The organism is Burkholderia orbicola (assembly GCF_900100915.1).
Classification (GTDB): Bacteria; Pseudomonadota; Gammaproteobacteria; order Burkholderiales; family Burkholderiaceae; genus Burkholderia; species Burkholderia orbicola.
The window spans coordinates 1,432,378-1,444,608 of record NZ_FNKW01000001.1; the positions used below are offsets into that span (position 1 = coordinate 1,432,378).

General features: G+C 68.4%; 12 protein-coding genes. 2 read left to right on the forward strand and 10 right to left on the reverse strand.

All coding sequences use genetic code 11. The annotated features are described in order from the left end of the window. Window positions 1–17 precede the first annotated feature (17 nt). The 6 genes from aroB to BLS50_RS06825 are packed head-to-tail and all read right to left on the reverse strand — an operon-like array spanning window position 18 to window position 5,747. The gene (aroB, locus tag BLS50_RS06800; RefSeq protein WP_074801561.1) at window positions 18–1,097 is read right to left on the reverse strand and encodes a 3-dehydroquinate synthase; all 1,080 of its coding nucleotides are present in this window, start codon (window positions 1,095–1,097) and stop codon (window positions 18–20) included. Next, the gene (aroK, locus tag BLS50_RS06805; protein WP_027809241.1) at window positions 1,094–1,648 is read right to left on the reverse strand and encodes a shikimate kinase AroK; all 555 of its coding nucleotides are present in this window, start codon (window positions 1,646–1,648) and stop codon (window positions 1,094–1,096) included. Before aroK ends, aroB begins: the two co-directional genes overlap by 4 nt. A 40-nt stretch (window positions 1,649–1,688) precedes the next feature. After that, complete coding sequence (locus tag BLS50_RS06810) at window positions 1,689–3,320, reverse strand: type IV pilus secretin PilQ (RefSeq protein ID WP_069232090.1); 1,632 nt, start codon at window positions 3,318–3,320, stop codon at window positions 1,689–1,691. Beyond that, complete coding sequence (locus BLS50_RS06815) at window positions 3,317–4,183, reverse strand: pilus assembly protein (protein WP_074801563.1); 867 nt, start codon at window positions 4,181–4,183, stop codon at window positions 3,317–3,319. The genes BLS50_RS06810 and BLS50_RS06815 overlap by 4 nt, the downstream gene beginning before the upstream one ends. Next, the gene (locus tag BLS50_RS06820; protein WP_074801565.1) at window positions 4,180–4,824 is read right to left on the reverse strand and encodes a fimbrial protein; all 645 of its coding nucleotides are present in this window, start codon (window positions 4,822–4,824) and stop codon (window positions 4,180–4,182) included. The genes BLS50_RS06815 and BLS50_RS06820 overlap by 4 nt, the downstream gene beginning before the upstream one ends. Further along, entirely contained in the window at window positions 4,824–5,747 is a 924-nt protein-coding gene (locus tag BLS50_RS06825; protein ID WP_074801567.1) for a type IV pilus biogenesis protein PilM, read from the reverse strand. The genes BLS50_RS06820 and BLS50_RS06825 overlap by 1 nt, the downstream gene beginning before the upstream one ends. Window positions 5,748–5,973: 226 nt before the next feature. On the opposite strand from BLS50_RS06825, the gene BLS50_RS06830 reads away from it, so the two are divergent. Then, window positions 5,974–8,361, forward strand: a complete 2,388-nt coding sequence (locus tag BLS50_RS06830; protein ID WP_085962274.1) for a penicillin-binding protein 1A — start codon at window positions 5,974–5,976, stop codon at window positions 8,359–8,361. Window positions 8,362–8,442: 81 nt separating this feature from the next. Here BLS50_RS06830 and cyaY read toward each other — a convergent pair whose 3' ends face one another. Further along, the gene (gene cyaY, locus BLS50_RS06835; protein WP_006477165.1) at window positions 8,443–8,769 is read right to left on the reverse strand and encodes an iron donor protein CyaY; all 327 of its coding nucleotides are present in this window, start codon (window positions 8,767–8,769) and stop codon (window positions 8,443–8,445) included. A gap of 36 nt (window positions 8,770–8,805) precedes the next feature. Between cyaY and lptM the strand changes: the two genes are divergently transcribed. After that, the gene (gene lptM, locus BLS50_RS06840) at window positions 8,806–9,084 is read left to right on the forward strand and encodes an LPS translocon maturation chaperone LptM (RefSeq protein ID WP_011546635.1); all 279 of its coding nucleotides are present in this window, start codon (window positions 8,806–8,808) and stop codon (window positions 9,082–9,084) included. A gap of 94 nt (window positions 9,085–9,178) precedes the next feature. Here lptM and msrQ read toward each other — a convergent pair whose 3' ends face one another. The 3 genes from msrQ to ccsB form a co-directional block, all read right to left on the reverse strand. Then, window positions 9,179–9,865: a protein-methionine-sulfoxide reductase heme-binding subunit MsrQ gene (gene msrQ / locus BLS50_RS06845; protein ID WP_027809235.1), complete on the reverse strand. Its 687-nt coding sequence runs from the start codon at window positions 9,863–9,865 to the stop codon at window positions 9,179–9,181. 20 nt (window positions 9,866–9,885) lie between these two features. Beyond that, complete coding sequence (gene msrP / locus BLS50_RS06850; RefSeq protein ID WP_069232087.1) at window positions 9,886–10,881, reverse strand: protein-methionine-sulfoxide reductase catalytic subunit MsrP; 996 nt, start codon at window positions 10,879–10,881, stop codon at window positions 9,886–9,888. Window positions 10,882–11,040: 159 nt separating this feature from the next. Then, window positions 11,041–12,231: a c-type cytochrome biogenesis protein CcsB gene (gene ccsB / locus BLS50_RS06855; protein ID WP_012327754.1), complete on the reverse strand. Its 1,191-nt coding sequence runs from the start codon at window positions 12,229–12,231 to the stop codon at window positions 11,041–11,043.

The following is a 12,231-nucleotide window of genomic DNA, read 5'->3' on the forward strand; positions in this document are numbered from 1 at the left end:
GCGAATCCGGGCCGCCGTTAGCGCGTCGTCTGCGCCAGTGTAGCGAATACCGCTTCGTCCGGCGCCTGCGTGATCAGCGTATCGCCGAATCGCTTCAGCAGGATGAACTTGATCGCGCCGGCCTCGGCCTTCTTGTCGACGCGCATCAGGTCCATGTAGCGCGCATCGCCGAGCGCGGGCCCGCGGGTCGGCAGATGCGCGGCCGCGATCACCGCATCGAGGCGTTGCCGCGACGCTTCGTCGAGGAGGCCGAGCCGCACCGACAGGTCGCCCGCCATCACCATCCCGCAGCCGACCGCCTCGCCGTGCAGCCATTCGCCATAGCCGAGCCCGGCCTCGATCGCATGGCCGAACGTGTGGCCGAAATTCAGGATCGCGCGCAGGCCGCCTTCGCGTTCGTCGGCCGCGACGACGCTCGCCTTGATCTCGCACGAACGCTTCACCGCGTACGCGAGCGCTGCGGGCTCGCGACGGTTCAGCGCCTCGACGTTCGCCTCGATCCAGTCGAAGAACCCGGCATCGGCGATCGCGCCCGTCTTGATGACTTCGGCCACGCCCGCCGCCAGCTCGCGATCGGGCAGCGTCGTCAACGCGCCGATGTCCGCGATCACGGCCTGCGGCTGGTAGAACGCGCCGATCATGTTCTTGCCGAGCGGGTGGTTGATGCCCGTCTTGCCGCCGACCGACGAATCGACCTGCGACAGCAGCGTCGTCGGCACCTGGATGAACGGCACGCCGCGCATGTAGCACGCAGCGGCAAAGCCGGTCATGTCGCCGACCACGCCGCCGCCGAGCGCGACGAGCGTCGTCTTGCGATCGGCGTGATCCGTCAGCAGGCCGTCGAAGATCAGGTTCAGCGTTTCCCAGTTCTTGTACGCCTCGCCGTCAGGCAGCACGACCGTCGACACACGCTTGCCGAGCGGCGCGAGCGCCGCGCGCAGCGCGTCGCCATAGAGCGGATCGACCGTCGTGTTCGTGACGATCGTGACGGACGAACCCTTGATGTGGGGCGCGAACAGCTCGGTGCGGCCGATCAGGCCGGCGCCAATATGAATCGGATAGGCGCGGTCGCCCAGATCGACGTTGACAGTAATCATGCTTGTAGCGGCTTGGCGATGACGCCGGCCAGTTCGAGTTGCATCAGCACCATGTTGACGAGACCGTTGACCGACGGACGGCCGGTCTCGATGACGAAATCCGCGCATTCGCGGTACAGCGGGTCGCGCACTTCGTACAGCGCTTCGAGACGCCCCTTCGGATCTTCCGTCTGCAACAGCGGGCGGTTCTTGTCCTTGCGCGTGCGCAGCCACAGATCGTGCGGATTGGCGCGCAGGTAGACGACGATGCCGTTGGCTTTCAGGCTGTCGCGATTTTCCGGGCGCAGCACCGCGCCGCCGCCCGTCGCGAGCACGATGTTCTCGCGCTGCGCGAGATCGGCGATCACCTGCGTTTCGCGATCGCGAAACCCGGCCTCGCCCTCCAGCTCGAAGATCACCGGAATGCGCGCGCCCGTGCGGGCCTCGATTTCGTGGTCGGAGTCGAAGAACGTCCTGTCGAGACGACGCGCGACCGCACGGCCCACGGTGGTCTTACCCGCTCCCATAAGGCCGACGAAAAATACGTTTGCATGTGGGTCCCGCGCTTGCAACGGCTTCCTCTGCTTCAATCTTGCTGGTGTGTGGCGCAGCTTACTGGCAAAGCGGCTGCCTTGTCGAGCCTGCGCCGGCGGCTTCCGGCCCCGTTTCCTCGGCATCCGCGTCGCCCGCGCCGGGTGCGCCGCAACGCGCATCGACGACGGTCGGCGTGATGAAAACGACCAGTTCGTTGCGCTGGTCGCGCTGCGCGCGGTGCCGGAAAAGCGCGCCCAGAAACGGTATTTTGCCCAAGAGCGGCACCCGCGTCACATCGTTCCGGTTCAGTTGTTCATAGATGCCGCCGATCGCGACCGTCCCGCCATTCTCGACCTCGACGCGCGTTTGCACATGCTTCGTATGGATGGCGGGGCCCGCCGCGGTGGGCTCGCCGACGCTGTCCTTCGTCACGTCGAGATCGAGCACCACGCGCCCGTCCGGCGTGATCTGCGGCTCGACTTCGAGCTTGAGCGTCGCGCGGCGGAACTGCACACCGCTCATGCCGTTGCCGACCTTCGCCTGGTACGGCAGCTCGGAACCCTGTTCGACGATGGCCTTGACGCGATCGGCCGTCACCACCCGCGGACGCGAAACGATCTGGCCCCGTCCCTGCGCCTCGAGCGCGCTCAGTTCGATGTCGAGTACGCGGCTGAGTGGCGCGGCGAACAGCGTGAAACCGGCGGTCACCGCGTCGAAGCCGCCGAGCGGCCGCGCGGCAAGGTCGAGCGCGTTGCGTGCGTTCGCCGTGAAGGGCGCGCCTTCGGCCGCTGGCGGCCGCCCCTGCGCACGCAGCGCGACGCGGGCGCCGAGGTTGCGCGAGAAACCCTGCTCGCCTTCGACGATGCGGGCCTCGATCCGGACCTGCCGCGACGGCCGGTCGATCGCATCGATCAGGCCCGCGATCTGCGTGATGCGCGGCGCGAGATCGGTGACGAACAGCAGGTTCGTGCGGGGATCGGCCGCAGCAGCGCCGCGCTTCGACAGCAGGCGCTGGCCGGTCGCGCCGGCCAGCAGCCGTTGCACGTCCTGCGCGCGGGGATAGTGCAGCACGAACGTACGGCTCGCGAGCGGCTCCAGATCGGCGGCCCGCGCATGCATTTCGAAGCGCTCGCGTTCGCGCGCAGCCAGCTCGGCTGCCGGTGTGACCCAGATCACGTTGCCGCGCCGGGACATCGCGAGCCCGTGCGTGTCGAGCAGCGTGTCGAACGCCTCGCGCCAGCGGACATTATTCAGACGTAACGTCACCGTGCCGCGCACCTGCTCGCCGACGACGATATTGAGCCCCGTGAACCGCGCGATCGCGTCGAATGCGGCCGCGAGCCCGACGCCCTGCAGATTCAGCGAGATCCGCCGCGCGTCGTCCGCATCGCCCGGTTGCCGGGCCGCAGCGTCGCTCATCCGGGCCGGCGGCGCCAGCGGGATCGGCGGTCCCTCCAGCGTGGGGGTCGTTGCGGCGGTTTCCGTCGGCAGTGCCGTGCGCGCCGCCTGATCGAATGGCGGCGGGCCGGCGTCCTGCGCTACCGCACCGTCCGCGCCGTCGGCCACGCGCAGCGACTGCGGCAAGCCTGGCACCGACACATCCGTCGCCCCGGCGGGCCAGACCGCGGGCAGCGGCGGCAACGACGCGCCGGCGTCGGCCGCCGTCACCCCGGCCCAGATGGCAAATAGCCAACAGCCGTGTTTCGTCATGGCCGGCCTCCGTCGTCCAGGACGAGCCGCTGCGCTCCGTCCGCCGTCGCAAGCGTCACGGCCGCGCGCTCGACGCGCACCACGCGCGCGGCCCCGAGCAGGTCGCCAGGCGCAACGGCGGTGAACGCGCCATCGCCGTCGTCGAACAACGCGAGACCGGCGCGCGCGTCGCGAATCGTGCCGGCGAGGCGCGCCGCGTGCCCCGCCGCTTCGGCCGGGCCAGCCTCGCCGAACGGATCGGCGTCGAGCGCCGCGGCGCGAACCGGCGTGTTGTCCGGAGCAGTCGTTGTCGCCGGCAGTGCCGGAAACACGTCGACGGACATGTCCACCCGCGCCGCCGCCATGCCACGCTCGATACGCAGCGCCGTCGGTACCGCCAGCACCGGGAAGCGCGCGAGCCCGCCAACCATGTGCAGCAGCGCGCGAAAACCGCCATCCGCGGCGATGTGCACGGTGCGCCGGCCGTCCGATTCCGCGCCATCGGCGCGCTGCGGCTCGATCGATACCCCGCGCAGCCCGCTCGACGCGGCGAGATCGGCCAGTTCCAGCATCAGTGCCGCCCATTCCGGCGCATGCGGCGAATGATCGTCGCGCGTCGACGCACGATGTCCGTCGCGTCGTCGTCCCGCGGCAGCAAGCACACGTTGCGCGTCGGCCGCGCGCGCCTGCGCTGCGGCGAGCAACGCGCGACTATGGGCCAGCCCGCTCCAGTCGGCCGCATTCGCCAGATGAATGCCGCCGGCCAGCACGGCGGCGAATGCCAGTACACACCCCATGGCATGCACGGCCGCCGGCGACACACGCGACAGGCGGCCCGACCCGGCACCTCCGCGCAGCACCGGCCGATACACGAGCACGGTCATGCTCCACCTCCCGACACCGTCCGCGACGGCATCGCGTCGTGCCAGCGCAACTGCACCGAGAACCGGAACGGCATCCCGGCCGGGGCAGCCGGCGCGTCCGAGGCAGGCTTCAACGTCTCTATATCGATCCGCCAGTCGCGCTGCTCGCGCGCCATCGCGGCGAGCCACCGCGCAGCCGCCCGGTAACTCGCGGCACGGGCATCGAGCACGGCGCCGGTCGACGTCATGCGCAGCGCGTCGAGCCGGATATGATCGGCGCGCACCTGCGTGAGGGTCGCGAGCAACCCTGCCACGCGCCGGTAGGGTGCGGCCAGCGCAGCCGCCTGCGCGTCGCGCTGCGCGACGGCGGCAGCGGCATTGGCGGCGCGTGTCGCAGCCGCCACCTGGGGCTGCAACTGCCGCAGCCGCGTCTCCACGCTGGCACGCTCGGCGTCCACCCGCCACCGCGACAACCCGGCAGCGCCCGTCCACAGGCCGGCGCCGAGCACGCCGAGCAGGATCGCGACACCGCACTGCGCGACCCGGCGACGCCGCAACGCCTGCGCCAATCGCTCGCGGTACGGCAGCAGGTTGAAGTCGCCGAGTACTGCCTGCCCGGGCGCAATCGCCGCGGCCCCGCTCGCCGCCACGTGACCGGCCATCACTCCCACACCCCGCGCAACGCCAGCCCGAATGCGACGGCAAACGCCGGGCCGCCCGGCATGCCGGCGCGCGCGCACGGCTGGCCGTCCCACCCCGCGCAGTCGAACGGCACCACCGCCGTGCCGAGCACATCGCCAATCTCGGCGACGGACGTGTCGAAGCGGGCGATACATCGCTCGTCCCCGGCGACGAATACGCAACCCACGGCTCCGAGCACGCGCCGGCGCAACGCATCGGGAAGCGCTTCCGGCAACGTGCCGGACAGTGTGAGCACCGGGACAGCCGATCGGCCCTCGATGCGCCAGCCGCGCACACCCGCGTCACAGAACCACAGCACGGCGTAGGAACCCTGCGCGTCGAGTTCGAACTGCGCGGCATAGCGCAGCGCGCGCAGCACGGCAACCGACTCGCCGTCGATCACCGTCAGGTCGATACCAGCCTGGGCGGCCACGTCGATCCGCCGTTCGAGCAGCGCCAGCGGCGCCACCGCCACCGCGATCTCGCCGGACCGCACGCCGCCGTAATGCCGCCAGTCGAACGCCAGACTATCCGGCGCCAGCCCCGAAATGCGTTCGGCCGCTTGCCGCGCGGCGTCCGGGATGTCGCCGCGCCCGGCCAGATCGAGCGTCGCGGTACGCATCTCGTCATCGTGCAGCGCCATCACGCCGCGCACGTCGCACTGCACATCGGACGCCGATAGCCGCGACACGGCGGCCGCCAGCGACCGCGCGACGGCTGCCCAACGCGCATCTTCCGGCCCGCCCGCCAACCCGACCGGCTCCCGCTCGAGCCCCTCGACGCGCACGTTCGCGCACTTGCCGCGCCGGCTCACCACGGCCACCCTCACCTCGTGCGCACCGACGTCGATTCCCGTCGACCGGTACCTGCCCTGTGCAAACCGTGCCACCCATCGTCCTGCCATCCCAGCCTCCCGAGATCGTCGCGGCCCACGCCGCGTTTCCGAGACCTGATTCTGCAAAGCGATGCGTGCGGCCGACAGTCGGCCAAACGGCCAGCATCTGCTCGCGGCGGCCGCGCACGGACTTATGCTGACGGCACGCCGACCGCGGCTTTCCGACGGGCGGCCCCCGCGTCAGGACCGGTCTTACCGGACAGCTATAATCGCGGGACTGTTTTCCGGTATGCCTATGCAATCCACGACTCCTACGTCCCCGCCTCCCGCCCCGGAGCCGAAGAAGCGGCCCTGGTGGCAAAAAGTCCTGCTCGGCTTCGCCGCGATGTGCGTGGCCCTCGTCGTGGCCGGCGGCCTCGTGCTCGGCTACGCGCTCGTCGTGGCCTGGCCGAACATGCCGTCGCTCGACGCGCTGACCGACTACCGCCCGAAGGTGCCGCTGCGCATCTATACGTCCGATCACGTGCTGATCGGCGAATTCGGCGAGGAGCGCCGCGACGTCGTCCATTTCAAGGACGTGCCCGACTCGCTGAAGAAGGCGATTCTCGCGATCGAGGACGCGCGCTTCTACGATCACGGCGGCGTCGACCTCACCGGCATCATCCGCGCCGGCTTCGTCGCGCTGACGAACGGCCACGCGTCGCAGGGCGCGAGCACGATCACGATGCAGGTCGCGCGCAACTTCTTCCTGTCGAGCGAGAAGACCTACACGCGCAAGATCTACGAGATGCTGCTCGCGTACCGGATCGAGCGCGCGCTGACGAAGGATCAGATTCTCGAGGTCTACATGAATCAGATCTATCTCGGCCAGCGCGCGTACGGCTTCGCGAGCGCCGCGCGGGTCTATTTCGGCAAGGACCTGAAGGACATCACGCTCGCGGAAGCCGCGATGCTCGCGGGGCTGCCGAAGGCGCCGTCCGCGTATAACCCGGTCGTCAACCCGAAGCGCGCGAAGGTGCGCCAGGAATACATCCTGCAGCGGATGCTCGAGCTGAACTTCATCACGCGCGAGCAGTACGACGAAGCCGCCGCGCAGCCGCTCGTCGTCAAGGGGCCGGGCCGCGATTTCAGCGTGCACGCCGAGTACGTCGCGGAAATGGTCAGACAGATGATGTACGCGCAGTATCGCGAGGAAACCTACACGCGCGGCTTCAACGTCGTCACGACGATCGATTCCGCGGACCAGCAGGTCGCGTACACCGCGCTGCGCAAGGGCATCATGGATTACGAGCGCCGCCACGGCTATCGCGGGCCGGAAGGCTTCATCGAGCTGCCGGCCGGCGCCGACGATCGCGAACAGGCGATCGACGACGCGCTGCTCGAACATCCCGACAACGGCGAGCTGATCGCCGCGGTCGTGACGGCCGCGAGCCCGCGCCAGATCACGGTGGCGTTCATCGACGGCAGCACGGCGACGATCGAGGGCGACAACCTGCGCTTCGCGTCGGGCGCGCTGTCGACCAACGCGCAGCCGAACCGCCGCATCCGCCCCGGAGCGATCGTCCGCGTCGTGAAGAACGACGCCGGCAAATGGTCGATCACGCAGTTGCCGCAGGTCGAAGGCGCGTTCCTGTCGATCGTCCCGCAGGACGGGGCGATCCGCTCGCTCGTCGGCGGCTTCGACTACAACAAGAACAAGTTCAACCACGTCACGCAGGCGTGGCGGCAACCGGGTTCGTCGTTCAAGCCGTTCATCTACTCGGCGTCGCTCGACAAGGGCCTCGGCCCGGCGACCGTGATCAACGACGGCCCGCTGTATTTCAGCGCCGCGGAAACGGGCGGCCAGCCGTGGGAGCCGAAGAACTACGGCGGCGGCTTCGAGGGCCCGATGTCGATGCGCACCGCTCTGCAGCGCTCGCGCAACCTCGTGTCGATCCGGATTCTCAACAACATCGGCACGAAATACGCGCAGCAATACATCACGCGCTTCGGCTTCGACGCCGATCGCCATCCGGCCTACCTGCCGATGGCGCTCGGCGCCGGCCAGGTCACGCCGCTGCAGATGGCCGGCGCGTACTCGGTCTTCGCGAACGGCGGCTATCGCGTCAATCCGTACCTGATCGCCGAGGTCACCGATCCGAACGGCGCGATCGTCGCACGCGCGCAGCCGCTCGTCGCGGAGCAGAACGCGCCGCGCGCGATCGACGCACGCAACGCCTATGTGATGAACAGCCTGCTGCAGAGCGTCGCGCAGCGCGGCACGGGCGCCCGGACCAACGTGCTCAAGCGCACCGACCTCGCGGGCAAGACCGGCACGACGAACGACTCGCACGACGCGTGGTTCGCCGGCTACCAGCACACGCTCGCCGCAATCGCGTGGATCGGCTACGACAATCCGCGCAGCCTCGGCGATCGCGAAACCGGCGGCGGCCTGTCGCTGCCGGTCTGGATCGAGTACATGGGTGCGGCGCTGAAGGGCGTGCCCGAGTTCAAGCCGACGGTGCCGGACGGTGTCGAATCGCTCGGCGGCGAGCTGTACTTCACCGAGTTCACGCCGGGGCACGGCTTCGTGTCGACGGTCGGCGTGCCGCAGGCGCCGGCCGCGCAGAACGTCGACGAGGCCGTGCCGCACGTCGACGAGCAGGAAAAGCAGGACATCATGAACCTGTTCCGCGGCCACTGACGCTCGGCCCGGCCATGAAAAAAGCGCCCCGCGGGGCGCTTTTTCTTTGGGCACGACGCGCGGAGCGCCGCGCCCCGGCCGTCACGCGCCGAACGTGATCGGCAGGCCAGCCTGCTGGGTCGCGTACTCTGTGAGCGCCGAGAAGAACTCGGTACCGGTGCGCGTATCGCGCCATTCGCCGTCGATGAAACGGTAGTGGAATCCGCCTGCCTTCGCGGCGATCCACACTTCCTTCATCGGCGGCTGCAGGTTGACGATGATCTTCGAGCCGTTCTCGAACGTCAGCGTCAGCACGCTGCCGTTGCGCTCCAGATCGATGTCGTGATCGCCGTCGTTCGCGACGTCCACGGTACGCTCGACGGCCGCCAGCACGGCCTCGGCACGGGCCAGGTATTCAGTATCGGACATGCTAAACTCTATCGGTTAAATTGTTCAGGGACGATCATGCGAGTCGTTTTCCGGATGAGCGCGATTGTAGCGGCTTTGGCGATTCTTGCCGGCTGCGGTCAAAGCGGCGCGCTCTATCTGCCCACCGTGCCCCCGATGCCCAAGCCGATCCAGCCGCAGAACACGCCGCCGTCGGATGTGAAACCGACCGACGAAAACGCGTCGTCCGACGAGACGCCCGATACGTCCGGCTCGCCGCTCATGCTGTCGCCCGAGCTGTCGAGCAGCGCCTCGACCCTGCCCGCTCCGGCATCGGGCCCGGCCGCCACGAAGTAACGACGCGAGGCCGCCCGCGCGGCGCGCGAAACGAGGCGATGACTTCCCGGTCATCGCCTTTTGTTTTTCCAGGGCGTTTTTCCGGGCCGCGCCGTCACGCGCGCACGCGCCGCCATCCCCACGCAACCAGCCGCCAGCCGAGCAGCACGGCGACGATCGCCGCGTAGAGCTTCGGCTGCGCGAGATTGTGCTTGCCGGCGCGCATCCACCAGAAGTGCAGCACGCCGAATAGCGCGATCGCATAGATGGCGCTGTGCAGCGTCGCCCAGTGGCGACCGAGCCTGCGCACCATCGCACGCGGCGACGTCGCGGCAAGCGGGATCAGCAGCACGAACGCCGCGAAGCCGACCGTGATGAACGGGCGCTTGCCGACGTCCTTCAGGATCGCGACGACGTCGAACCACTTGTCGAACCACAGATAGGTCGTGAAATGCAGCGTCGCGTAAAAGAACGCGAACAACCCGATCATCCGGCGAAAGCGCAACAGCGGCGCGAAACCCGTCATGCGCCTGACCGGCGTGACGGCAAGCGTGACGCACAGCAGGACGAGCGTCCACAGGCCCGTCGAGCGCGTGATGAACTCGATCGGGTTCGCGCCGAGCCGGTCGGTCAGCCCGAACAGCACGAGGCGCGCGAGCGGATAGAGGCCGGCCGCGAACACCAGCGCCTTGGCCGGTACGAGCCAGCGCGGCGCGGCGGGACGGCTCCCACCCGCGCGCACCCCTCGTGCGGCCGGCCCGGTGCTGGCGGCGCGCGCAGGCGTGAGCGTCGAAGGCGGCATGTCGTTTCTCACGGTCACGCTCAGAAATTCTTCTTCAGGTCCATGCCCTGATACATCGATGCGACCAGATCGCCGTAGCCGTTGAACATCAGCGTCTTGCGCTTCGGCGTGAAGAAGCCGTCCTCGCCGATGCGCCGCTCGGTGGCCTGGCTCCAGCGCGGATGATCGACGTTCGGGTTCACGTTCGAGTAAAAGCCGTACTCGTTCGCCGCATACGTGTTCCAGCTCGTCTTCGGCTGCTTGTCGACGAAGCGGATCTTCACGAGCGACTTCGCACTCTTGAAGCCGTACTTCCACGGCACGACGATCCGCACCGGCGCGCCATTCTGGTTCGGCAGCACCTGCCCGTAGACGCCCATCGTCAGCAGCGTCAGCGGATTCATCGCCTCGTCCATCCGCAGCCCTTCCGAGTACGGCCAGTCGAGCACCGGCGTCGACAGGCCGGGCATCTGCGACGGATCGGCCAGCGTGACGAACTGCACGTATTTCGCGTTGCCGGTCGGCTGCACGCGCTTGATCAGCTCGGACAGCGGCACGCCGATCCACGGGATCACCATCGACCAACCCTCGACGCAGCGCAGCCGGTACACGCGCTCCTCGAGCGGCGCAAGCTTCAGCAGCTCGTCGAGATCGAACACCTTCGGGTGCTGCACCTCGCCCTCGACGCTCACCCGCCACGGGCGCGGCCGCAGCGTGCCGGCGTTCTGTGCCGGGTCGCTCTTGTCGGTGCCGAATTCGTAGAAGTTGTTGTAGGACGTGATGTCCTTGAACGGCGTCACCTTGTCGATGGCGACGAATTTCGGATTGGTTTTTGCCGCGAGCTTCGCCGCCCGCGGGTCGGGCGACGCATACGCGGCGAGCGCCGCGCCGCTGGTGCCGAACAGGCCACCCGCCGCCGCGAGGCCGGCGGCCTGCAACACGCGCCGCCGGTTCTCGAATACCGCGCGCGGCGTGATCTCGCTCGACGCGATATCCGCGCCGGTCAGTACGTTACGCAAAGGGCGTTTGATCCACATCGTGCAGCTCCTCCCGCATGCGCGGCGCGCATGCTTCATCAGCGTTCGACCCGGCCCGTCACGCGCCGTTCGACGCCCGGTTCGCCCGCCCGTTACAAAACAAAACCGCCGGGCACGCAGTGCACCGGCGGTCTGATAGTCGGACGAGCAACGGAAATCTTACAGCTTGCCGTAGCTGTGCAGCCCGGACAGGAACATGTTGACACCGAGGAACGCGAACGTCGTGACCAGCAGGCCGGTGAGCGCCCACCATGCGGCCACCGCGCCGCGCAGGCCCTTCATCAGCCGCATGTGCAGCCACGCCGCGTAGTTCAGCCACACGATCAGCGCCCAGGTTTCCTTCGGGTCCCAGCTCCAGTAGCCGCCCCACGCTTCGGCCGCCCACAGCGCGCCGAGGATCGTCGCGATCGTGAAGAACGCGAAACCGACCGCGATCGACTTGTACATCACGTCGTCGAGCACTTCCAGCGTCGGCAGGCGATCGGCAAGAACGCCGCGTTCCTTCATCAGGTACGCGACCGACACCATCGCCGACAGCGCGAAGCTGCCGTAGCCGATGAAGTTCGCCGGCACGTGGATCTTCATCCACCAGCTTTGCAGCGCCGGCACGAGCGGCTGGATCTGCTGCGCATCGCGCGCGACCGAGTACCACATCAGGAAGCCGACCGCCGCGCTGATGACCAGCAACACGAACGCGCCGAGCGAACGCGTGCCGTAGTGGCCTTCGTAATACAGATAAAGCAGCGCGGTGATCAGGCTGAACAGGACGAACACTTCATAGAGGTTCGACACGGGGATATGCCCGACGTCCGCACCGATCAGGTAGGACTCGTACCAGCGCACCATCAGCCCCGTGAAGCCCATCAGCACGGCAACCCACGTGAGCTTCTGGCCGATCGCGGCGCCCGTTTCGGAGCGCGCGAGCAGGCCGATCCAGTAGAAGATCGTCGCGAGCACGAACAACGCGCTCATCCACAGGATCGCCGACTGGCTCGACAGGAAGTACTTGAGGAAGAACGCCGAATCGGCGCGGGCGAGATCGCCCTGGTAGATCTGGATCGACAGCAGCGACAGCACGGCGATCGACGCCATCATCAGCCGCGCCGGCTTCCAGCGCCAGCCGAGCGCGACGAGCGCCGGCACGGTGCCGATCATCACCGCCTTGTCGTAATAATCCATGTGCGCGTTGTAGTGCACGAGCGCATAGCCCGCGCCCGCCACCAGCGCCAGGGCAAACAGCCAGTCGAACAGCGACAGGCGCGCGAGAAAAGGACGCTCGTCGAACAACGGCGACGATGACGGCGCCGGAGCCGACGCCGTACGGGAAGAGGAAACTTGCGTGAGATCCAT

What these genes read in the sequence shown, in the direction of transcription:
- cyaY (WP_006477165.1), bottom strand. Translation starts at nt 8,769, where the DNA reads ATGTCCGATACTGAATACCTGGCCCGTGCCGAGGCCGTGCTGGCGGCC.
- BLS50_RS06815 (WP_074801563.1), bottom strand. Translation starts at nt 4,183, where the DNA reads ATGACCGTGCTCGTGTATCGGCCGGTGCTGCGCGGAGGTGCCGGGTCG.
- BLS50_RS06825 (WP_074801567.1), bottom strand. Translation starts at nt 5,747, where the DNA reads ATGGCAGGACGATGGGTGGCACGGTTTGCACAGGGCAGGTACCGGTCG.
- aroB (WP_074801561.1), bottom strand. Translation starts at nt 1,097, where the DNA reads ATGATTACTGTCAACGTCGATCTGGGCGACCGCGCCTATCCGATTCAT.
- msrP (WP_069232087.1), bottom strand. Translation starts at nt 10,881, where the DNA reads ATGTGGATCAAACGCCCTTTGCGTAACGTACTGACCGGCGCGGATATC.
- lptM (WP_011546635.1), top strand. Translation starts at nt 8,806, where the DNA reads ATGCGAGTCGTTTTCCGGATGAGCGCGATTGTAGCGGCTTTGGCGATT.
- msrQ (WP_027809235.1), bottom strand. Translation starts at nt 9,865, where the DNA reads ATGCCGCCTTCGACGCTCACGCCTGCGCGCGCCGCCAGCACCGGGCCG.
- ccsB (WP_012327754.1), bottom strand. Translation starts at nt 12,231, where the DNA reads ATGGATCTCACGCAAGTTTCCTCTTCCCGTACGGCGTCGGCTCCGGCG.
- BLS50_RS06810 (WP_069232090.1), bottom strand. Translation starts at nt 3,320, where the DNA reads ATGACGAAACACGGCTGTTGGCTATTTGCCATCTGGGCCGGGGTGACG.
- BLS50_RS06820 (WP_074801565.1), bottom strand. Translation starts at nt 4,824, where the DNA reads ATGGCCGGTCACGTGGCGGCGAGCGGGGCCGCGGCGATTGCGCCCGGG.
- BLS50_RS06830 (WP_085962274.1), top strand. Translation starts at nt 5,974, where the DNA reads ATGCAATCCACGACTCCTACGTCCCCGCCTCCCGCCCCGGAGCCGAAG.